Consider the following 20,889-nt stretch of genomic DNA (forward strand, 5'->3'; position numbering starts at 1 on the left):
ATAGAGAGTTGGGGATTGCTGATAATGACGAGGGGAAGCTCATAGAGGCTGGTTGCCGTGGTGCTTGTCGTTGACCCTGACGCGCTGCTTGTCTGCCAGGAGGTCCATGGCCTGGACCAGGACCGGTCTGGTCTGCTCCGGATCGATCATGCCGTCCAGCTCGCCCATCTCCAGGGAGAGATTGGCGTTGACGGTGCTGCTTTCATATTCCTGGGCCAGCTTGTTCCGCAGCTCATCCACGTCCCGGCCGGCCTCCTTGGCCTCCTGCAGGTCGCGCCGGTGGATGATGTTGACCGCGCCCTGGGCTCCCAGCACAGCTATCTGCGAGGAGGGCCAGGCGTAGTTGAGGTCCGCGCCGATGGCCTTGGAGCCCATGACGATGTAGGAGCCGCCGAAGGCCTTGCGCAGCACAATGGTGACCATGGGCACCTGGGCATTGGCGTAGGAGTAGATGACCTTGGCCCCCCGGCGGATGATGCCGGCATGCTCCTGGTCCGAGCCCGGCTTGTAGCCGGGGGTGTCCACTAGGGTGATTACCGGCAGGTTGAAGGCGTCGCAGAGGCGGACGAAGCGGGCCAGCTTCTCGGAGGACTCCACATCCAGGCTGCCCGCGTCCACCATGGGCTGGTTGGCCACGATTCCCACCGGCCGACCCTCCAGGCAGGCAAAGCCCACCACAATGGACCGGGCGTAGAGTTCCTGGACCTGGACCAGCTCGCCGTAGTCGACGATGGCATGGATGACGTCCAGCACGTCGTAGGGCTGTCGGTCATTTTCAGGAATGACCGTAGCCAGTCGCTTGGCGGCCTGGCGCTCTGCATGGCCGGAGATGAAGGCGTATCGGGGAGGCTCCTGACCGCTGTTTGCAGGCAGGTAGGCCAGGACGGTCCTGGCATAGTCGATGGCATCGGCCTCATCCTCTCCCAGGTAGTGGGCCACGCCGGAACGGGTGTTGTGCACGTAACCGCCGCCCAGCTGGTCCATGCTGATGGTTTCGCCGGTCGCCGCTTTGACCACGTCAGGACCGGTGACGAACATGTCCGAGTTCTCCTTGGTCATGATGATCAGGTCGGTCAGGGCCGGGCAGTAGACGGCACCCCCTGCGCAGGGTCCCAGAATCAGGGAGACCTGCGGGACGAAGCCGCTGGCCTGGCAGGTCTTGCGGAAGATGCGGCCGTACTGGGTGAGGGCGGCCACACCCTCCTGGATGCGGGCGCCGCCCGAGTCGATCATGGCCACGATGGGGACCTTGATCCGCAGGGCCATGTCCATGAGACGGCAGATCTTCTCGCCCTCGGCCCGTCCCAGGGTACCGCCTCTGACGGAGAAGTCCTGGGCATAGACGCCGACCTTGCGCCCGTAGACCAGGCCGAAGCCGGTGATGACCGCAGAGCCCGCCCGGTCCCCGGCGATGTCGCCACCAGCGAAGCGGCCCACCTCCTCGAAGGTGTCCTTGTCGAAAAGCAGATCCAGCCGCTCACGGGCGGTCTGCTTGCCCTTGGCATGCTGACGGTCGCGGGCGTGCTCCTCGGCCTGCTTGGCCAGGGCGGCGGCCCGGTGGATGCCCTGGCGCACCGGCTGGGAGCCCAAGGCGGATTCGGCGACGCTCATGCCTGCTCCTCCCCGCCCAGATCCAGGGTGACCAGGGTCTGGCCCGGATCCACCCCCTGTGCCACGGACACATCGATGGTCTTCACACGGCCCTTGGCCGGGGCATAGACGTAGTTCTCCATCTTCATGGACTCCAGAACAACCAGCAGGTCGCCCTTGTCCACCTCCTGGTCGGGGGCCACGTTGATGCGGGTGACCACCGCCTGCATGGTGGCCACGATGACGCCGGACCGGGCCGCATCCTGCCGGGGGGCGCCAGGCTCCTGATCGCGCAGCCCGCGCCCGCGCAGGGGCTGCCTGGGCCTGGAAATGCCGCCGTGACCGCCGGGGCCGCCCATCCCTCCCAGCAGCGACTGGGGCAGGGAGAGCTTGACCCGCCTGTCGTCGATCTCCACGTTGTAGGTCTCCATGGGATCGCTGTCCCGGTCCTGTTCCTGGGCCGAGGCGCCGGAGACCGAGGCGGGCTGGCCGCTGCCGTTGGAGGCAGGCTCCACGTTCAGGTAGACCCTTTCAAGCCACTTGGTGGACACGTCGAAGGAGTGCCCGCCCTCGGCGGTGAACTCGGGGTTGGTGAAGATCTTCTGGAAAAGGCCGGCCGGGGTGGGGACCCCGCTGATGCTCATCTCGCGCAGGGCCCGACGAACCCTGGCCACGGCCGCCGGACGGTCCTGGGCGGTCACGATCAGCTTGCCCATCATGGAGTCGTCCCTGGGCGAGACCGTGTCACCCACCTCGACGCCTGAGTCCACGCGGATGCCGGGGCCGGAGGGCCACTGAATCGACTCGATGGTCCCTGAGCTGGGGGTCAGGTTGGTGGCCGGGTCCTCGCTGGTGATGCGCAGCTCGAAACTGTGGCCGCGGGGCGGGGGCGCCACATTCAGGGAGCCGCCATCGGCGATCCGCAGCTGCTCGCGGACCAGGTCCAGTCCGCAGACCTGCTCGCTGACCGTGTGCTCCACCTGCAGCCGGGGGTTGACCTCCATGAAGTAGACGTCGTCCCTGGGGGTGACCAGAAACTCGCATGTACCCAGGCCCACGTAGCCCACCGTATCGAACAGGCGGCGGGAGAATCCCTCCAGCTGGGCGATCACATCGTCGGACAGGAAGGGGGCCGGGGCCTCCTCCACCAGCTTCTGGTTGCGGCGCTGGACCGAGCAGTCCCTGGTGGAGTAGACGGTGAACTGGCCGTGGCTGTCCCTGCCGGACTGGGTCTCCACGTGCCGGGCCCGATCCACGAACTTCTCGATGAAGTAGTCGCCCAGGTCGCCTCCCTGAAGGGCATCATGGTTCATGTAGAAGGTGCGCAGCTCGTCGCTGTCGTTGATCAGGGTTATCCCCCGGCCGCCGCCGCCGTCAGCCTTCTTCATCATGACCGGATAGCCGTGCTCGTCGGCGAAGTCCAGCAGGGGGCGCATGTCGGTGACGGGCTCGCTCAGTCCGGGCACCACGGGCACCCGGGCCCGCTCGGCCACCTTGCAGGCTGTGATCTTGTCGCCCAGCTCGTCCAGGACCTCCGGATCCGGCCCCACCCAGGTGATGCCCGCCTCAATCACCTTCCGAGCGAAGGAGGAGAACTCGGACAGGAAGCCATAGCCCGGGTGAAGGGCGTCAGCGCCTGACCTGCGGGCGATGGAAACGATCAGATCCTCGTTCAGATAGGTCTCAATGTTGGTGTCCCCAGGCAAGAGATAGGCCTCGTCCGCCATCTGGGCATAGGGGGCATCCCGATCCTGGTCGGCATAGACGGCCACGGTGGCAATGCCCATCTCCTGGGCGGTGCGTACAACCCGCAGGGCTATCTCGCCGCGGTTGGCGATCAGCAGTTTTTTCATTCCCCTCTCCTCACTGGTTGCTCAAGGGTGATCGGACTGACGGAAAGCATGAACAGGGTGGGAATCTAGGCCCCCACAGCGGCCACTTCAGGCAGGACGCCCACATCTGCCGTAGACACGTCAACCTGGTCGCCGTCGGGCAGCCGTACCCGCAGGGAGGCGTCCGGATTGATCTGCAGGGCACGTCCCTCCACGGGCTCACCGGCTACGGGGACGACCCTGACCCGCCGGCCCAGCGTCCAGCTGAGTCCGGCAATCCTCGAGCGCACTCCCTGGGGCCCGTTCAGGACCCGGTCCAGCGACCCGTCAAGGCCAAGGGGGGCCATCTCCCCGCTCAGGTGCCAGCTGATGGCATCGACCAGGTCGTCGCGCAGGGTCTGATAGTCGGGCAGATTCCGGTAGTGGAGCTGCAGGGAGGTGGACTCCGCAATGGGCAGCGCCTGCCGGGGCAGGAAGAGGTTGATGCCGATGCCGACAGCCAGTGCCGACCAGTCCTGATCCACCCGGACCAGTTCGCAGAGGATGCCCCCCAGCTTGGCCCCGCGGCAGAACAGATCGTTGGGCCACTTGAGCGTCATGACTCGTTCAGGGTCGCCACCGTCGCTCAGAGTGCAGCCGTGATACTCAAGCACGTCCTGCAGGCCTTCCAAGGCAGCCAGTCCCGCCACCATGGGCATCCATCCACCGAAGGATCCTGTCAGCAGGCTGGTGGGTAGCGGCAGGGCCCAAGTGGCCAGCAGAGAGCATCGGGGCTGATTGACCCAGGTTCGGGCAAGACGACCGCGGCACCGGGACTGCGCATCGGCAACCGCTACGCTCAGCGGCATGGTGCTCCCCCCGGCGCCCGGCCATCGCCGAATACCTTTACTTGCGACTCTTCCCTCGTATCGTGTAGTCGTAGAAATACCCTGACGGGCATTTTTTCGAGGCGTATCTTCGGCTTTTCCCCTTGTGCCAGAGACCAATCCCTTCACGGTCTCCGAGCTCGTTGTCGATTCACCGCCCCCAAACAGCCGCTCGACCCGGTCGCGCGCATCCGAATAGGTCGAGGCTTCCAGAGCATGAGCCACGAGCGTATTGGTCGAATCGACGGTGTCGAGCACCACGATCGAGGAGATTACGCCACTGTCCAGCGATGCCGATGGCTGCCACTTGATATTCTGATGAGGCACGCGTTCCACTATACGGCACAAGGGGTCAGCCCCGGTAGCGAACCACACACAAAAGCGGCGGCCGGTTTTTGTATCTTTTCACAGTGGACCCTTGGATAGCTCAGAGCGCATCCTCGGATGGGCACTGGATAAAATGGGGAAGCCGTAGACCAGGCATGACCCGCGAAAGGGGTTCTTTTGAGCGCAGACAGCGGAAGGGCGCAAGCGAGAGAGGCGGGCGAACAACCTGTGCAGACATCGGCCTTGCAGACCGGGAGACCCGGGTCTCGTGCATCCCGGACCGTCGGCCTGGTCCTGGCCCTGCTGGCCTGCCTCTGGATCGCCTTCTGCACTGGCCTGGGCCCCATCTACCGTCAGCAGGGATCGCTTACGCAAGTGGGTTTGTCCCAGCTCCTAATCATGCTGGGCACCCTGGCCGTCTGTCTGGCTGTGGTCCTGGTCTGCCGCCGGATTCTGCTGGGTCGCGAGCCCTTTAGGATGCCACAGCGCTTGACCGCCCTGGCACAGCGTCCACGGATGCGTACCTACGCGGCCTTCATAACCCGGCAAACCAGCGGCTGGCGGTCCATCATGCGCCTGCTTTTGCTGGGCTGGGCCTGGGCCTTTCTTACCTTGCTGGCCGCCTATGGGGCCGACCTGTACGCGCAGGCCCAGGAGTGTGCCAACTTCCTGGCTCAGCTGCAGGGCGATCAGCCCCCCTACGGCGGCAATACCTTCACACAGATGGACGTCTACCCCATCGGTCATTACCTGTGGCCGGACCACCCCACATTCCTGACCGACCAGCACAACATGGTGCTGACCTTGTTCTACGGGATGACCATCATGGCCTCCAACCATCTGACGGGATCCTATGACGCGGGCATCGTACTCCTGGCAGGGCTGCAGGTGATCTTCGCAGCCTTCTGCTGCGCCGTCACCGCCGACCGCTTCCTACGCGACAGCGGAACTGAACAGGTTGGGGCCCTGGCCCGCACCCTGGTCATGCTCTTCTTCCTCCTCTCCCCCTTCGTGGTCTTCAGCACCTTCAGCCTGACCAAGTCCCCCCTCTTCGCCTTCGCCTTCATCTGGTGGTTCGGCATCTGGCACCAGCTGGAGTCAGCGGACAGGAACTCGCCGCTCTACGCCAGCCAGGCGGCTCGACTGCGGCCCGCCCTGGCCCTGAGCACCCTGATCATGCTGATCAGCGCCAAATACGCCCTCTACATCGTTCTGGCCCAGCTGGTCCTGGCCCTGATCGTCCACCGTCGCCAGTGGGCCACCATCCTGATAGGGCTCCTGCTGCCCCTGATCCTGTTCACCGGGGTGACCGGGGCCCTGACGGCCACGGGGACGGTCATCCAGGGTGACCCGGTGGAGAGCCGCAGCATCCAGCTGCAGCAGATCGCCCGGGTGGCCCAGCGCAACCCCCGGGGGATTCCGGCCCAGGCGAGAGCCGACCTTGAACCCATCATGGACCTGGACAATGCCGCCATCCAGTACACCCCCTGGGAGGCCGACAGGGTCAAGTCCTCGGGCAACCAGCCCAAACTGATCGTCTATCGCTGGAGGACCGTCACGCCCGAGCAGCTGTCCCGGCTGAATCGGGCCTGGCTCCAGGTGGGACTGCATAACCCGGCGATCTACCTGGATGCCTTCATGGCCGAGTCCTACGGCTACTTCGACCCCGGCGACCCTGCCTACGTGGCCATGTCCTACTACCTCAACAACGGCTACGTACAGAACTCGGGCTCCTGGCTGGCGGCCTGGTGCCACGACTGGCGCAACGGGGTTACCGGATTCGTCAGAACCTGGGCCGATACCCCCCTCCTCGGCCTTGTGGCACGGGCCAACTTCTGGGTGGTGGTCACCCTGCTGCTGATCGTCGCCCGCCTGGCAGCCGGTCACTGGCGTGGGGCCCTGTGCTGGTTCCCCCTCCTGCTGATCATGGGGGTCATGATCACCGCCCCAGCCAACAACTTCGAACGGCACATGCTGCCGGTGGACATGGTGGTGCCCTTCCTGATCCTGGACATGGTCCGACAGAGCCGCCGTGCCCGTGCCGAAAACCTGATGGACCGGCCGACATGATTGGCAAGTCGAAGCGGTCCGGGCCGAAGGGCGACGACCCTGCCGAAGCGCAGCAGGTTCACCTGGCACCTCATGCGTCCGATGCCGCCATGGAGCAGATTCTTCTGAAGACACTGGATCATCTGGAGGAGGCACTGCCCTGGACCAGATCCGCGCCTGCCGATGGGCGCAGAACCTTGGAGGGGGCCATTCGAACAGCCATGGACGACCTGTTGTCCCGACTTGACGCCCAGGGTTCGGAAGACAGCGAAGTCCCCTCCCCCGTCCCAGCCGAGCTCTCCCGGAGCCTGGGACCGCACCGGGCCATGGAGCTGACCCGGGTCATTCTGGACATGCTTGAGGAGGCTGGCCGGACCATGGGAGCCGAGGGGGAACGGTCCACGTTGGTCTACACCCGTCATGCAGCCACCGCAGCAGCCGCTCTCTACGCCGACCTGGCCGAGGCGAGGAACGGGCGCAAGGCCGCAGCGGAGTCGAGAATCATCCGGCATTTGATTGAGAACACAGCAGATACACGCACTGTTGACGATCTGGCCCGGTTGGGCTGGCCGACCGAATTCGATTGCTTCGCCGTCGTCGGCGAGGCACGGGGCAACGATGACGGACAGGGTATGGAGAACGCCCGTCAACCCATCCACACCACGGTGGCCCGTCAAGGCGGCAGAGCCCTAGTGGGCGAGAATGAAGGACTCATGGTGGCCCTGATCGACCCCAACCGGTCGGGCACTCCGGCGGACTTCTGCGCATCCACCCTGCGCTTCTTCGCCGACGAGTCAGCTGTCTGTCTGGGACCTCTCCACCATGGAATCTCCGGTGCGGGATCCTCCATCCGAGCCGCCCTGAGCACGTACGCTGCAGCTCCAGCAGTGGCTGATCCCATCACCGCCGCGCTGCCCAGACCACTGCACGCCGACGACCTGCTGCCTGAACGGGCCCTCAACGGAGACACGGACGCAGCCGACCAGCTCTACCAGGAAGTCTATCTGAGCCTGGCCGGACAGGACCCGGATGGGCCCCTGCCGACCACCCTGCTCACCTTCCTGCGCTCGGGCAACTCGCTGGAGGTCACTGCCAAGAAGCTGGGCATCCATCCCAACACCGTACGCTACCGGCTCAGGCGCTGCGTAGAGGTAACCGGCTGGGATGCCATGGACCCACGAGAATCCTTCGTCCTCCAGGCAGCCCTGATCATCGGCAGAATCCGCAGGTCACACCCGGGCACCGACTGACTGCCACCGGGCCAACTGGTGCCGGGACGAGTGCTGCCTGATCAAGATACAAAAAGGGCGGGAACCCGAAGGTCTCCCGCCCTGGAAGTATACAGCCGAACCGGCTCAGAGCACCGCGATGTCCAGGGGGACGCCCGGACCCATGGTGGTGGTGACGGTGGCCTTGGTGATGTAGCGACCCTTGACCGTGGCCGGCTTCAGACGCTTGATCTCCTCGTCGACCGCGTGGAAGTTCTCCTCCAGAGCCTGCTGCTCGAAGGAGACCTTGCCCACGGGGAAGCTCAGGTTGCCGTTCTTGTCCACACGGAACTCGATACGTCCAGCCTTGATTTCGGTGACCGCCTTGGCCACATCCATGGTCACGGTGCCGGTCTTGGGGTTGGGCATGAGGCCACGGGGACCCAGCACGCGGCCCAGACGGCCGACCTTGCCCATCATGTCGGGGGTGGCCACCACGGCGTCGAAGTCCAGGTAGCCGCCGGCAACCTTGGTCACCAGCTCGTCATCGCCCACCTCGTCGGCTCCGGCCTCGGCGGCTGCAGTCGCCTGGGGACCGCGGGCGAAGACCAGGACGCGCACGGTCTTGCCGGTGCCGTTGGGCAGGCTGACGGTGCCGCGGACCAGCTGGTCGGCCTTGCGGGGATCCACGTTCAGGCGGTAGACGGCCTCAACGGTCTCGTCAAACCCGCGCTTGGGCATGCTCTTGAGCAGGGCGATGCCCTCCTCGGGGGTGTACAGGTTGGTGCGATCGACCTTCTCGGCCGCCTCGCGGTACTTCTTGGAACGCTTGGTCATCTGCTTCTCCTATCAGCAGTCGCGGTGCGGGCAAGCGTATGCCCTGCCGCTCACAACGAAAATGTCAGTCGGTGACGGTGATGCCCATGGAACGGGCGGTGCCTTCGATGATCTTCATCCCGGCCTCGACGTCACGGGCCGACAGATCCTCCATCTTGGTCTGGGCAATCTCGCGGACCTGGGCCTTGGTGACGGATCCCACCTTGGTGGTCAGCGGGTTGCCGGCACCCTTGGAGACACCGGCCGCTTTGCGCAGCAGGTCGGCTGCCGGCGGAGTCTTGGTGATGAAAGTGAAGGAACGATCCTCGTAGACGGTGATGATGCAGGGGATGACCTGGCCCATCTTGTCCTTGGTGGCATCGTTGTACTGCTTGCAGAAGTCCATGATGTTCACGCCGTGGGAACCCAGTGCAGGGCCCAGCGGGGGCGCAGGATTGGCCTTGCCGGCCTCTATCTGCACCTTGATCAGCGCGGTGACTTTCTTCTTTGCAGCCATATGCTGGTTCTTCTTTCTACGAAGCGGTGATGTCGGAGACCATAGGTCCCCTCCCGCAACCTGTTCTTTCCAAATGCGCTCCACAGGGGAGCACAAGCTTGACGATTATCGCATCGACCAGGGACCGGCCGACGGCGCTCAGGCGATCTTTTCGACCTGGTCGAAGCCCAGCTCCACAGGAGTGTCCCTGCCGAAGATGGAGACCAGAACGGTCAGCTTCTGCGTGGTGGGCTCCACGTCGGAAACCACGGCGGCCATGGTGGCGAAAGGTCCTTCGGTAACGGTGACCTGATCGCCGACGGCGTAGGAGACCTCCACCGTGCGCTTCTTGGCGGCCTCGGGCTTGTCCCCAGCGGCCTTCAGGGCCTCGGAGGCGATCATGGGGGCCATCATCTGAACGACCTCCTTGCGGGTCAGCGGAGCCGGCTCCTTGCTGGGGCCGACAAACCCGGTGACGCCTTCGGTGTCGCGGATGATGCGGCGGGCATTCTCATCGGGCCACATGCGAATCAGCACATAACCAGGCACACGCACACGGGTGACGACCTTCTTACCCTTGTCGGTGTGCTTCTCGACCTCCTCCATGGGAATCTCCACCTGGAAGACCTTGTCCTCCAAGCCGAAGGAGGCCACGCGGGACTCCACGTTGGCCTTGACGCGCTTCTCGTAGCCGGAGTAGGTGTGCAGAACGTACCACTTGCCCTCAAGGGTGCGCAGCTTCTTGGAGAACTCGTCCACGGCACGCTGACCGGGATCGTCCTGATCAGCCTGGTCATCGTCAGAGGAGCCTTCGGAATCGGAAGAATCGACCTGGGCGCTCTTGGCCTGGGCGGATTCGGCGGGTGTGCTGTCCTGCTCGGCCTGCTCCGAAGAGGTTCCGAGCTGCTGATCCTGGACCTGGGCATCCTCCTGGGTGGGGACATCCTCGGACGCCGACGGGACCGACTCAGCGGCCTGATCGGGGTCCAGTCCCTCTCTGGTCAGATCATCACTCATGGATCACTCCACCTTCTACCTTGTCACGGCTCAGCCAAATATCAGGAAGGCCAGTTTACCCAGCCCGAAGTCCATCACGGTCACGAAGACCATCAGCAGCAGCACAAAGATGAAGACGGCCACGGACCAGCCCACCAGCTCCTTGCCTGTGGGGGTCACGACCTTGCGAATCTCGTCGATGACCTGCTTGATGAAGAGCCCGATACGCATGAAGAAGTTCGGCCTGGCTTCCTCAGCCCCATCCTTCTGTGCCATGGTCATCCGTCCTTCGTTTGTTCTGCATCATCTGCTGCAAGCCTTGGCAGGGAAGGCGGGACTCGAACCCACAACCTACGGTTTTGGAGACCGTTGCGCTACCAATTGCGCCACTTCCCTATCGGAACTTCCTACCAGCCTACTCGGCAGGGAGGAAAAACCGCCAAATCGCAAGTCTAGCCTAAAGGGTGGATTGCGTCCAACCGTGTTGCCCTGACAGCATTTCGCTCAGGAGCAGGATCAGGCGCTGACCCAGCCCCCAAGGCGCCGCATGCCCTCGGCCAGGTCGTCGTCAGCCAGCGCGTAGGAAAAACGCAGGCAGCCGGGCGCGCCGAAGGCCTCGCCTGGCACGGCCGCCACCTGGATCTGTTCCAGGATGACCTCGGCCAGCTCACTCGAGGTAGCGCAGACTGTGCCTTGCGGACCCACTGGCCGATTCAGCAGGCCGGTCACGTCGGCAAAGGCATAGAAGGCACCCAGGGGTTCAGGGCAGCTCACCCCATCCATGGCATTCAAGGCATCCACAATGGCCCGCCGACGCAGGGCGAAAGCCGACCGCATGGCCTCCACATCTTTCAGACCGCCGGTCAAGGCAGCCAAGGCCGCCTGCTGGGAGACATTGGCCACGTTGGAGGTCATATGCCCCTGAAGCTTGGCGGCCGCCTTGGCCACCGGCACGGGGGCAATCAGCCAGCCCACCCGCCAGCCGGTCATGGCATAGGTCTTGGCCACACCATTGACCACAATCAGCTGATCGCGTACCTGGGGCACCAGAGCGCCTGGATAGGGCGTGCGCGCCCCCTGGTAGGTCAGGTGCTCATAGATTTCGTCACTGATCACCCAGATTTGGTGCTCCATGGCCCAACGGTCCACGGCAGCCACCAGGTCGGCATCCCAGATTGCCCCGGTCGGATTGGCAGGCAGATTGAGGATGATGGCACGGGTGCGCTCGGTCCGGGCCGCCTCCAGCTGCTCCAGGCTGGGGATATAGCCCTGGTCGGCTCCGCTGAGCACCGGAACCGGCCGACCGCCAGCCAGCAGAACCATCTGGGGATAGCTGGTCCAGTAGGGTGCGGGAATGATGACCTCATCACCGGGGTTCAAGAGGACCTGGAAGGTCTCATAGACGGCCTGCTTGCCGCCGTTGGTGACCACAATCTGATCCGGGTCAATCTGGTAACCCGAGTCGCGCAGGGTCTTGTCGGCGATGGCCTGCTTCAGTTGGGGCAGGCCCGCTGTGGGCGTATAGCGATGGTTACGCGGATCCAGGCAGGCGCGGGCAGCCGCCTGCACAATGTGGTCAGGCGTGGGAAAGTTGGGTTCGCCGGCACCGAAGCTGATCACATTCATGCCCTGGGCCTTCATGGCCTTGGCTTTTGAATCCACGGCCAGAGTGGCACTGGGGGCCACCGCATCTATGCGTCTGCTCAGGGTCTGCCATTGCGCCATAGTCATGTGGCCATGCTACCGCCCAGCACCCCCAGAGCTGTGTTCAGACCAGGACCAGAGAGTCCCGATGCACCAGCGGGTGGGCATAGTGGGCACCCAGTCGGCGGCGGAGTTCCTTGGTGTTTAGGCCCAGCATGTCCTGGGCCTCCTCGGAGTCATAGCCGGACAGGCCCTTGGCCACCTGGTGGCCAGACTCATCGTGAATCCAGACCGGATCCCCGGCCGAGAACTCACCCTGGACCGATTTGGCACCAGCTGCCAGCAGGCTGGCACGACCGCCGCGCAAAGCCTTGACAGCCCCCTGATCCACCAGATAGCCGCCCCGGGGACGGGAGGCGAACTTGATCCAGAGCCGGTGCGAGGAGCCTCGTGGACGGATGGGGGCGAAGAGGGTGCCCACCTGGTCGCCGGCCAGGGCAGGGCCGGCGAGATCAGCACGGGTCAGGACCACGGGCATGCCGGAAGCCGCAGCAATCCGCGCCGCCTCCAGCTTGGTGGCCATGCCCCCGGTTCCCAGCCCGGAGACGGACCCTTGGGCATCCACCTGGTCCATGATGGCCGCCACATCGGGCACAAAGCCGATCCTGCGCGCCCCTGGGCGGGACGGGGGCTCAGTGTAGAGGGCATCCACGTCAGTCAGCAGGACCAGGGCATCGGCGCTGACGATGTTGGCGATCAGTGCCGAAAGGTGGTCGTTGTCGCCGAAGCGGATCTCGTTGCTGGCCAGGGCATCGTTCTCATTGACGATGGGGATGACCCCCAGATCCAACAGACGGCAGAGGGTGCGCCGGGCGTTGCGGTACTGGATGGCATGGGTGGTGTCACGGGCGGTGATCAGGATCTGGCCAACACGCAGAGCATAGCGGGCGAAGGCAGCCTCGTACTGGGCCATGAGCAGACCCTGGCCCACTGAGGCCGTTGCCTGCTGGGTGGCCACGTCATCAGGACGTTGGTCAAAACCCAGTGTGCCGAAGCCGGCAGCTATGGCCCCAGAGGTGACCAGTACCAGACGGGCGCCATCCACAGCCGCCGAGGCCAGGGCACCCACCAGCGAGCGAAGGCGATCCTGGTCCAGGCGCCCATGGGAATCAGTCAAAGAACTGGTGCCCACCTTGACCACCATGGTGCGGGCCTGGGCCACCCGGGAGCGAACCTCAGCCTCGTCGGATTCCTCCCGACCGGTCATTGCCCGGCCTCCTCCGAACTGGCCGAATCCGTATCCCCGCGCCCCAGCAGGCCCTGCCTGTCGTGGGGATCATCATCCACGGAGGGGTCGGCCCAGTGCCCCTGGCGCCGCTCCTGCTCCATGACCTGACGCACCGCCTGCCGGGCGTCCATCATCTGGTGGTACCGGCGGCGGCGTTCGCTGTTGGTGCGGCGGCGGCTGAGTCCCTGGCTCTCCTCCAGACGCAGGTCACGGCCCCGAGCCACCTGGGGGGTGCCGTCCAGCATTTCGGCACCGGCCGCCACGCTCGGATCCCAGTCGAAGGCCACCGCATCGTCGCCAGGACCGATGCGGACCTCGTCACCTGGCCTGGCCCCGGCCTTGCGCAGGGCATCCTCCACACCCATCCTGGCCAGGCAGTCGGCCAGGTAGCCCACGGCCTCCTCGTTGTCAAAGTTGGTCTGGCGCACCCAGCGCTCGGGCTTGGCTCCGCAGACCCTGAACCAGGTCTGTCCGGAACGGGTCTGATGCCGCTCAAGAGTGAAGTCGGCGGACTGGTCCCCATTTCTGCGCCGCCGCTCCAGGGGGCGGATGACCACGCGCTCCTCCTGGCTGGCCTCCTGCTGCTCATGCAGCTGCCTGCGCAGGCGGTCCACCAGACCGGCAAGGTAATAGCCCAGCTCCTTGAGTCCCTGATGCGAGGCTGTGGAGACCACAAAGACCTTGAGGCCCAGAGCCTCAAAGTCGGGCCTGACGAATTCAGCCAGCTCGCGAGCCTCCGGCAGGTCAGCCTTGTTGAGGATGATCACCCTGGGCCGCTCGGCCATAGGGATGACCCCCAGCGGAAGCTCCAGGCGGTCGGCATAGCGGGAAAGCTCCTCTTCCAGGGCTTGATAGTCGCTCATGGGGTCACGATCTGGCTCCAAGGTTGCGCAGTCGATGACATGGGCGATGATCTCAGTGCGCTCGATGTGCCTCAGGAACTCCAGCCCCAGGCCCTTGCCCTGGGAGGCCCCCGGAATCAGCCCTGGCACGTCGGCCATGGTGAAGCGGCTCTCCCCTGCCTGGACCACGCCCAGGTTGGGCACCAGGGTGGTAAATGGATAGTCGGCGATCTTGGGCCGGGCCGCGCTCATGGCCGCCACCAGGCTGGACTTGCCAGAGCTGGGAAAACCCACCAGGGCCACGTCGGCGATGGATTTGAGCTCCAGTACCAGGTCGCGCTCCTGCCCGGGGTCCCCCAGCAGTGCGAAGCCGGGAGCCCGCCTGGCCTTGGTGGCCAGGGAGCGGTTGCCCAGGCCGCCCACGCCTCCCTGGGCCGCCACGAACCGGTCCCCCACATGAGCCAGGTCGGCCAGACGCTCGCCCGGCTGTTTGCGCTCGCCTTGACCCCCCTTGGCGGTAAAGACCACAGTGCCCACAGGCACCGGCAAAATCAGATCCCGGCCACGGCTGCCATCCTTGTCGCCGCCCAGACCCATAGTGCCTGATTCGGCCTGGCGGTGTGGCAGGAAGCGGTAGTCCAGCAGGCTGGTGGCGTTGGCATCGGCCTGAAGAATGACCGAACCGCCCTGGCCACCATCGCCCCCATCGGGCCCGGCCAGGGGCTTGTACTTCTCGCGGCGGATGGAGCAAGCCCCATTGCCGCCGTCGCCACCCTTGACATGGACGGTGACCTGATCCACAAATGCGCTCATAGGGGCCCATGGTACTCAATCCGGCCTGACATGCGGCCCCTGAGAGCTGAATGCCCGGCATCTCCATACATATCGAAAAAGGCCACCCCATGAACAGGGATGGCCTTTGGCCGATGCCGATAAAGGGCAATCAGGCTGTAAGCACGTCAACGACCTTGCGGTCACGCCGGTTGGCGAACCGAACTGTTCCGTCCGTCAGGGCGAAGAGGGTGTGGTCCTTGCCCAGGCCGACGTTCTGGCCGGGATGGAACTTGGTGCCACGCTGGCGAACGATGATGTTGCCGGCCACTACGGCCTCGCCGCCGAACTTCTTGACGCCCAGGTACTGTGCATTCGAATCGCGCCCGTTGCGTGAGCTGGACGCGCCCTTCTTATGTGCCATGTCTGGTTCCTTTCCTACCTCGACCTAGGCCCTCAGGCGATGGCCGTGATCCTGACCACGGTCTGCTTCTGGCGGTGGCCCTTGCGGCGCGCCACGCCGGTCTTGTTCTTGAACTTCTGGATGTTGATCTTGGGGCCCTTGGCCTCGTCGTCCACGACCTCGCCCTTGACGGAGATCTTGGCCAGATCCTTGGCGGCCATGGTCACCTTGGATCCATCGACGACCAGCGCGACCGGAAACTCGACCGACTCGCCCTTCCTGGCAGCCAGACGGTTGACCGTGATCTGGTCACCGACCTCGACCTTCTCCTGATGGCCTCCGGCCTTCACAATCGCGTACATAGCCCTACCTTGCCTGTTGTCCAAAGCTGTATGCGCCCGGCATCCGGGTCTCGCCATGCAATTGACGAACCCGTCCAGACACCAGCTAACCAGTATAGAAGCAAACACACCGCGTCGTCAAATGTGCCTGCCCCGCCGACAAAACGAAATTCAGTTTATGACTCCTTGGCGACATCCGCCGTCTCAGCCTGGGCTTCATCCTCATCCGATGCCGCCTGGGCCGCCGCAGCGATCCTGGCCAGCTTGGCCTTGACTGCAGGCGTCGAGCCGGTGGACAGGGTCTCCTTGGCAGAGGAGCCATGACCATGCTTGTTGGTCTTGACGAAGGGGTCGCCGCCCTTGACCGCATAGGGGTCGGCATAGGAGGCGGAGATGGTCGGCTTGTCGTGGAGGATGAAGCCTCGGCCATGGCAGGTGGGGCACTCCTCGGAGAAGGCCTCGACCAGCCCCTGGCCCACCCGCTTGCGGGTCATCTGGACCAGACCCAGGGAGGTGACCTCGGCCACCTGATGCTTGGTGCGGTCCCGGGCCAGGCACTCCACCAGACGGCGCAGGACCAGGTCGCGGTTGGCCGGCATGACCATATCCACATAGTCGATCATGATCATGCCGCCGATGTCGCGCAGACGCAACTGCCGGGCGATCTCCTCGGAGGCCTCCAGGTTGCAACGGGTCACCGTCTCCTCCAGGGACTTGCCCTTGCCGATGAAGCGGCCCGTGTTCACATCGATGGTGGTCATGGCCTCGGTGCGGTCGATGACCAGGGAGCCGCCGGATGGCAGGTAGACCTGACGCTCCATGCCCTTGCGCAGCTGGCTGTCGATGCTCCAGCGGTCGAAGACATCCTTGCCCTGGTGCTCGGCCGGATCCCAATGCTCAAGCTTCTCCTCCAGGTCGGGGGCCATGGTCTCCAGGTAGTTGCGGACCCTCTCGTAGACCCCCTCGCCCTGGACCACCAGCTTGGCGAAGTCGTCGTTGAAGATGTCGCGGACCACGCGGATGGCCACGTCCGGCTCGCCCTGCAGAAGCTTGGGACGCTTGCCGTGCAGGAACTCCTTGCGCTTGTCCTCGATCTTGCTCCACTGACGCTGCAGGTTCTCCAGGTCCTTGGTCAGGGCCTCCTCGCTGGCCCCCTCGGCCGCGGTGCGGATGATGACCCCCATGTCCTTGGGAGCCACCCTGGAGACGATGCTCTTGAGGCGGGAACGCTCGCGGTCGGGCAGCTTACGGCTGACGCCGGTCATGCCGCCCGAAGGGACCAGGACCAGGAAACGGCCGGCCAGCGTGACCTGCGAGGTCAGGCGGGCGCCCTTGTGGCCGATGGGATCCTTGGTGACCTGGACCAGCACGGGATCGCCGGACTTGAAGGCCAGTTCGATCCGGCGGGGCTGGCCCTCCAGACGGGTGGAGTCCCAGTTGACCTCGCCGGCGTAGAGCACGCCGTTGCGGGCCTGGCCTATGTCCACGAAGGCGGCCTCCATGCTGGGAAGGACGTTCTGGACCCGGCCCAGGTAGATGTTGCCGACAGTCGAGACCTCCTGGATGTCGGAGACGTAGTGCTCGACCAGGATGTCGTCCTCGATGACCGAGATCTGGGTGTGATGCTCCTTCTCGCGCACCACCATCAGACGGTTGACGTTTTCGCGGCGGGCAAGGAAGTCCTGCTCGACCAGCTGGGACTGGCGGGAGCGCTCGCGGCGGTTGTCCCGTCGGCGCTGCTTCTTGGCCTCCAGGCGGGTGGAGCCCTCCACGTCGGTGATTTCGTCAATATACTGCTGCTTGCGTGAACGGCGGGTGCTGGACTCCTCTGGCTCGCCCTCAGCGGACTTGGAGCCCCTGCGACGGCGACGACGACGGGTCAGCGGGGCCTCGTCCTCGTCATCCTTGTCTTTCTCCTGCTCGTGCCCGCGACGGCGACGACGAGTGGAAACGGTCTTCTCAGTGTCCTCATCATCGCTCTTGGCACGGCGACGGCGACGGGTGCGGGTGCCGGATTCCTGCTGATCCTCGTCCTGCTCCTGATCATCGTCGACCACGAAGGTGATACCCTCGTGATCCAGATCCTCCTCGATGCGTTCCACCTCGTCGGCGGCCCTGCGCTCCTCGGCGTTGAGCCTGCGGGAACGGCGCGAGCCGACCTCCGAAGCGTTCCTGGACCTGCCGCGACGGGAGGTCTTGGACGATTGCTCGACTTCCTCGTCCTCATCATCCCGTTCCTGGCGCTCATCCTGCTCAGGCCGGGAGGCGGGTATGACCGGCTCCTGGAAGAGCAGGGATGTCATAGGACGGGGACGGGATGCGCGTGGACGCTCATCCTGCTCCTGGGCCTTCCGGCCGGTCCTCTGGCTGCGGCCTGAGGTCAGAGCCTCCACAGCCTCAAGGGCACGCTCCTGACGGTCTTGATCAGGTTCGCCCTCCTGGGTATGCTCCTCGGTGCGTCGACGGGTGGCAGTTCTGGTGCGACGACGAGTGGTCGTCCTGGTTGGCTTGGACTCGCTCCCATCATCTTGGGCATCCTGGCCGGAGTGGTCCTGCACGCTCTGATCGGCCGTCTGATCCTCCTTGGACTTGCGGGTGCGACGGCGACGGGTGGAGGAGGGCTCGGACTCATCGTCCTCCTCCTTGGCCCTGCGGGAGGTCTTGCGCTTCTCGGCCTCGACTTTCACGGGCACGTCGGCACCAGCTGCGCCGGCCACCCTGACCACACGCCGTCCAGCACGGCGACGGGTACCGGAACCGGCGGTCTCCTGGACCTGCCGCTCCTGCCCATTCCCACTGGCGGACCTATTATCCTGGGTATCCTCATTATTCGTTTTTTCGGGCACAATGCTCCTTGCGGCACGCCGCCTCGTGCCGCTCTCACGGTTCCGATCCGTCCTCACGCTGCACTCTCACTGCAGCCGCGCACCTGCGTGCGCCTGATCGAAACGCCTTGGCAAAAAGTCTTCCTGACGCAGGCGGACACCGACGCCCGTACGAATCACTGGGTCTCCATACGGGGGGATCAACGCCTACGCTGCAAGTGGTCAGGCAGAACCACCGTCCTCTAGTATGGCACAGATCAGCGGCCGTCAGGTCCATTGAGCCACTCGACCAGTATTGCTTCCAGCCGGACCAGGTCATCCAGGGGCACCTGTTCGTCGGCCTTGTGGGCCAGCAGGGGGTTCCCTGCGCCCAGGTTGACGGCCGGTAGGCCAAGGGCTGAAAATCGCGCCACATCGGTCCACCCAAGCTTGGCGCGAGGCTGTTGGCCCGTGGTCCGGGCGACCAGATCCGCCAGCGAACGGGCCCAAGGCGAGTCCAGACCCGGACGGGCTGCGGGCGATTCGTCGCACATGCGCACCGAGAATCCCTGGAAGACCCCGCCGCAGGCCATATGCTCGCCATTGCCCAGCTCTGCACCTGTCCCCTGACCCATCATGAGCTCCTTGGCCTGGGCCAGGCTCTTGTCGGGGGCGAACCGGTAGTTGACATGCACCCGGCAGCGGTCGGGGATGACGTTAGTGCCCAGGCCGCCCTCGATCATGGTGGCGTTGAGCCCCTCCCGGTAGTCCAGACCATCCACCCGCACCGTGGCCGGACTGTACTGCTCCAGCCGGTCCAGAATGGGCGCGGCAGCGTGGATGGCGTTGCTGCCCATCCAGGCCCGGGCAGAGTGGGCCGTTGTGCCGTGGGTGATCAGGTCAAAGCGCATGGTTCCGTTGCAACCGGCTTCGATGGCGCAGTCCGTGGGCTCGCCGATGATGGCGAAATCCCCCTGAACCCAGTCAGGGTGGGCAGCCACCACCCGACCCAGCCCGTTCAGATCGGCCTGGACCTCCTCATGGTCATAGAAGACGAAGGTCAGGTCATAGACCGGCTCCCGAAGGGTGAGCGCCAGGTGGAGAAAGACGGTATCCGAAGCCTTCATATCGGCGGTGCCCCTGCCGTAGAGCACCCGGGATCCGGGGTGGGCGGCGGACAGGTCGGCCCGAATGTCCGGGTCGCCGGGCTCCAGCCAGCGCGGAGGCATGTTCCCATCCACGGGCACGGTGTCCAGATGCCCGGCAAGGACGATGCGATGGGGACGGCCCAGCCGGGTGGAGGCCACGACCGTGTCGCCCAGCCGTCGGACCAAGAGGTCGGCCCGTGAGGACAGGGCCCTCTGGACGGCATCAGCCAGGGCGCCCTCCTGGCCGCTGACCGAGGGCAGGGCTGTCATGGCCTCCAGTATCCTTGCCAGGTCCTGGGCAGGTTCAGCCCCCCGGACGCCGGAAAGAAGATTAATATCCGTCTGTGTGTTCTTGGCCATAGTGCCATGCTAGCGGGCCGAGGGAGCGCGGATGGAACTATAGCCGCAAGCATGAGGTCCGGGTGGCACAATGGGGACGACGGAAGCGGTGGCACTCCGCCTGGAAAGCCGCCGTCCACCATGCGAGACGAGGAGGATGCCGGAGTGCCTGGACTGCTCAGTGCCATGGAAGGGTTCTTCATCATCGGCGTGGTCATCGCCGTGGGCTATGTGGCCGCACGCTTCCACGTAGGCGGTCCCACGGCCCAGCTGGTGCTCAACAAATACTCTTTCTTTGTATCAACGCCCTGCCTGATGTTCGCCATCCTCTCCAAGCAGAAGCTGTCGGTCATCTTCCACCCCAGCATCATCGTGGCCTTCCTGTCGGCGGCGGCCGTGGGTCTGCTCTTCGTGGCCCTTAACGCAACCAGCTTCCACCTGCCGGCCGCCGAAGCCACCATCGGCGCTCTTGACGCCCTGTATCTGAACTCCAACAACATCGGGCTGCCTGTCGCCACCTATATTCTGGGCAATCCCACATTGGTGGCGCCCATCCTGGTCATGCAACAGGCCCTGTTCACCCCTATCGGGCTGACCGTTCTGGACGCGACCACCAGCGGCAGGCTCTCAGTCAAGACCATCCTCAAACAGCCTCTGAAGCAGCCCATCCTCATCGGCTCCCTGGGTGGCATAGTGATCTCGGCCATCAGCGCCCAGGCCGGCCATTTCGTCATCCCTGACTTCGTCTACAAGCCCATCGACATGATCGGGCAGTCGGCAGTGCCCATGATTCTCATGGCCTTCGGCATGTCCCTGCGGGGTTCACGGCCCATGGGCCGGGGGACGGACCGCCGGGCCACCCTCTGCGCGGTCATTCTGAAGAATCTGGTCATGCCCATAATCGCCTACCTGCTGGCCCGGTTCATGATGGGCTTCAGCGGGGCGGAGCTGTACGGGTGCGTGGTTCTGGCGGCCCTGCCCACCGGCCAGAACGTCTACAACTACGCAGCCCGCTACGGGGTGGGAACCACTTTCGCCAGGGACGCCATCCTGCTGAGCACGATCAGCTCGCCCGTGATCATCGCCCTGGTCGCCTTGCTGCTGAGCTGATACGCCCGAACAGGCTTCC

The 20,889-nt window shown here is 64.8% G+C and carries 17 protein-coding genes and 1 tRNA gene; 3 read left to right on the forward strand and 15 right to left on the reverse strand.

The features are described from left to right. Positions 1 to 39 precede the first annotated feature (39 nt). From H3T89_RS03650 to H3T89_RS03660, 3 genes are all read right to left on the reverse strand, one after another. The gene (locus H3T89_RS03650) at positions 40 to 1,611 is read right to left on the reverse strand and encodes an acyl-CoA carboxylase subunit beta (protein ID WP_198216274.1); all 1,572 of its coding nucleotides are present in this window, start codon (positions 1,609 to 1,611) and stop codon (positions 40 to 42) included. After that, the gene (locus tag H3T89_RS03655; protein ID WP_198216275.1) at positions 1,608 to 3,443 is read right to left on the reverse strand and encodes an acetyl/propionyl/methylcrotonyl-CoA carboxylase subunit alpha; all 1,836 of its coding nucleotides are present in this window, start codon (positions 3,441 to 3,443) and stop codon (positions 1,608 to 1,610) included. Before H3T89_RS03655 ends, H3T89_RS03650 begins: the two co-directional genes overlap by 4 nt. A gap of 65 nt (positions 3,444 to 3,508) precedes the next feature. Beyond that, on the reverse strand, positions 3,509 to 4,270 hold the full coding sequence (locus H3T89_RS03660) for a biotin--[acetyl-CoA-carboxylase] ligase (RefSeq protein ID WP_198203252.1): 762 nt from the start codon (positions 4,268 to 4,270) through the stop codon (positions 3,509 to 3,511). A gap of 522 nt (positions 4,271 to 4,792) precedes the next feature. Here H3T89_RS03660 and H3T89_RS03665 point away from each other — a divergent pair. Together H3T89_RS03665 and H3T89_RS03670 are read left to right on the forward strand one after the other, a co-directional pair. Beyond that, positions 4,793 to 6,685 carry a DUF6020 family protein gene (locus H3T89_RS03665; protein ID WP_198216276.1) on the forward strand — a complete coding sequence of 631 codons (1,893 nt, stop codon included), beginning with the start codon at positions 4,793 to 4,795 and terminating at the stop codon, positions 6,683 to 6,685. After that, complete coding sequence (locus tag H3T89_RS03670; protein ID WP_198216277.1) at positions 6,682 to 7,914, forward strand: PucR family transcriptional regulator; 1,233 nt, start codon at positions 6,682 to 6,684, stop codon at positions 7,912 to 7,914. Before H3T89_RS03665 ends, H3T89_RS03670 begins: the two co-directional genes overlap by 4 nt. Positions 7,915 to 8,019: 105 nt before the next feature. Here H3T89_RS03670 and rplA read toward each other — a convergent pair whose 3' ends face one another. The 12 genes from rplA to dapE all read right to left on the reverse strand — a co-directional run bounded on the left by rplA (position 8,020) and on the right by dapE (position 19,781). Further along, the gene (gene rplA / locus H3T89_RS03675) at positions 8,020 to 8,709 is read right to left on the reverse strand and encodes a 50S ribosomal protein L1 (RefSeq protein ID WP_015022450.1); all 690 of its coding nucleotides are present in this window, start codon (positions 8,707 to 8,709) and stop codon (positions 8,020 to 8,022) included. A gap of 64 nt (positions 8,710 to 8,773) precedes the next feature. Further along, positions 8,774 to 9,205, reverse strand: coding sequence for a 50S ribosomal protein L11 (rplK, locus tag H3T89_RS03680; RefSeq protein ID WP_015022451.1), 432 nt, complete (start codon positions 9,203 to 9,205; stop codon positions 8,774 to 8,776). A 138-nt stretch (positions 9,206 to 9,343) separates the two neighbouring features. Further along, positions 9,344 to 10,201, reverse strand: coding sequence for a transcription termination/antitermination protein NusG (gene nusG, locus H3T89_RS03685; RefSeq protein WP_198203249.1), 858 nt, complete (start codon positions 10,199 to 10,201; stop codon positions 9,344 to 9,346). A 30-nt stretch (positions 10,202 to 10,231) separates the two neighbouring features. Next, positions 10,232 to 10,456, reverse strand: coding sequence for a preprotein translocase subunit SecE (secE, locus tag H3T89_RS03690; protein ID WP_015022453.1), 225 nt, complete (start codon positions 10,454 to 10,456; stop codon positions 10,232 to 10,234). Positions 10,457 to 10,500: 44 nt separating this feature from the next. Then, a tRNA-Trp gene (locus H3T89_RS03695) sits at positions 10,501 to 10,576 on the reverse strand. Between the two features lie 120 nt (positions 10,577 to 10,696). After that, positions 10,697 to 11,905: a pyridoxal phosphate-dependent aminotransferase gene (locus H3T89_RS03700; protein WP_198216365.1), complete on the reverse strand. Its 1,209-nt coding sequence runs from the start codon at positions 11,903 to 11,905 to the stop codon at positions 10,697 to 10,699. Between the two features lie 43 nt (positions 11,906 to 11,948). Further along, positions 11,949 to 13,091 carry a glutamate 5-kinase gene (gene proB / locus H3T89_RS03705; RefSeq protein ID WP_198216278.1) on the reverse strand — a complete coding sequence of 381 codons (1,143 nt, stop codon included), beginning with the start codon at positions 13,089 to 13,091 and terminating at the stop codon, positions 11,949 to 11,951. Continuing rightward, positions 13,088 to 14,767 carry a GTPase ObgE gene (gene obgE / locus H3T89_RS03710; RefSeq protein ID WP_198216279.1) on the reverse strand — a complete coding sequence of 560 codons (1,680 nt, stop codon included), beginning with the start codon at positions 14,765 to 14,767 and terminating at the stop codon, positions 13,088 to 13,090. The genes proB and obgE overlap by 4 nt, the downstream gene beginning before the upstream one ends. Positions 14,768 to 14,897: 130 nt before the next feature. Next, positions 14,898 to 15,149: a 50S ribosomal protein L27 gene (gene rpmA / locus H3T89_RS03715; protein ID WP_015022457.1), complete on the reverse strand. Its 252-nt coding sequence runs from the start codon at positions 15,147 to 15,149 to the stop codon at positions 14,898 to 14,900. A 32-nt stretch (positions 15,150 to 15,181) separates the two neighbouring features. After that, positions 15,182 to 15,490 (reverse strand): 50S ribosomal protein L21, encoded by a 309-nt coding sequence (rplU, locus tag H3T89_RS03720; protein ID WP_015022458.1) that lies wholly within the window; start codon positions 15,488 to 15,490, stop codon positions 15,182 to 15,184. 155 nt (positions 15,491 to 15,645) lie between these two features. Next, positions 15,646 to 18,315, reverse strand: coding sequence for an Rne/Rng family ribonuclease (locus H3T89_RS03725; protein ID WP_198216280.1), 2,670 nt, complete (start codon positions 18,313 to 18,315; stop codon positions 15,646 to 15,648). Positions 18,316 to 18,551: 236 nt separating this feature from the next. Next, the gene (gene dapE, locus H3T89_RS03730) at positions 18,552 to 19,781 is read right to left on the reverse strand and encodes a succinyl-diaminopimelate desuccinylase (RefSeq protein ID WP_198216281.1); all 1,230 of its coding nucleotides are present in this window, start codon (positions 19,779 to 19,781) and stop codon (positions 18,552 to 18,554) included. Between the two features lie 144 nt (positions 19,782 to 19,925). Here dapE and H3T89_RS03735 point away from each other — a divergent pair, with 144 nt between their 5' ends. Beyond that, positions 19,926 to 20,870: an AEC family transporter gene (locus tag H3T89_RS03735; RefSeq protein ID WP_015022461.1), complete on the forward strand. Its 945-nt coding sequence runs from the start codon at positions 19,926 to 19,928 to the stop codon at positions 20,868 to 20,870. The last annotated feature ends 19 nt before the right edge of the window (positions 20,871 to 20,889 follow it).

The organism is Bifidobacterium sp. W8114 (assembly GCF_016101165.1).
GTDB classification, from domain to species: domain Bacteria; phylum Actinomycetota; class Actinomycetes; order Actinomycetales; family Bifidobacteriaceae; genus Bombiscardovia; species Bombiscardovia asteroides.

Excerpts from the sequence above, each read along its gene's own strand:
- H3T89_RS03670 (WP_198216277.1), top strand. The coding sequence starts at position 6,682 with ATGATTGGCAAGTCGAAGCGGTCCGGGCCGAAGGGCGACGACCCTGCC.
- obgE (WP_198216279.1), bottom strand. The coding sequence starts at position 14,767 with ATGAGCGCATTTGTGGATCAGGTCACCGTCCATGTCAAGGGTGGCGAC.
- rplA (WP_015022450.1), bottom strand. The coding sequence starts at position 8,709 with ATGACCAAGCGTTCCAAGAAGTACCGCGAGGCGGCCGAGAAGGTCGAT.
- rplK (WP_015022451.1), bottom strand. The coding sequence starts at position 9,205 with ATGGCTGCAAAGAAGAAAGTCACCGCGCTGATCAAGGTGCAGATAGAG.
- secE (WP_015022453.1), bottom strand. The coding sequence starts at position 10,456 with ATGGCACAGAAGGATGGGGCTGAGGAAGCCAGGCCGAACTTCTTCATG.
- rplU (WP_015022458.1), bottom strand. The coding sequence starts at position 15,490 with ATGTACGCGATTGTGAAGGCCGGAGGCCATCAGGAGAAGGTCGAGGTC.
- H3T89_RS03700 (WP_198216365.1), bottom strand. The coding sequence starts at position 11,905 with ATGGCGCAATGGCAGACCCTGAGCAGACGCATAGATGCGGTGGCCCCC.
- H3T89_RS03655 (WP_198216275.1), bottom strand. The coding sequence starts at position 3,443 with ATGAAAAAACTGCTGATCGCCAACCGCGGCGAGATAGCCCTGCGGGTT.
- H3T89_RS03660 (WP_198203252.1), bottom strand. The coding sequence starts at position 4,270 with ATGCCGCTGAGCGTAGCGGTTGCCGATGCGCAGTCCCGGTGCCGCGGT.
- nusG (WP_198203249.1), bottom strand. The coding sequence starts at position 10,201 with ATGAGTGATGATCTGACCAGAGAGGGACTGGACCCCGATCAGGCCGCT.
- dapE (WP_198216281.1), bottom strand. The coding sequence starts at position 19,781 with ATGGCCAAGAACACACAGACGGATATTAATCTTCTTTCCGGCGTCCGG.
- rpmA (WP_015022457.1), bottom strand. The coding sequence starts at position 15,149 with ATGGCACATAAGAAGGGCGCGTCCAGCTCACGCAACGGGCGCGATTCG.
- H3T89_RS03650 (WP_198216274.1), bottom strand. The coding sequence starts at position 1,611 with ATGAGCGTCGCCGAATCCGCCTTGGGCTCCCAGCCGGTGCGCCAGGGC.
- proB (WP_198216278.1), bottom strand. The coding sequence starts at position 13,091 with ATGACCGGTCGGGAGGAATCCGACGAGGCTGAGGTTCGCTCCCGGGTG.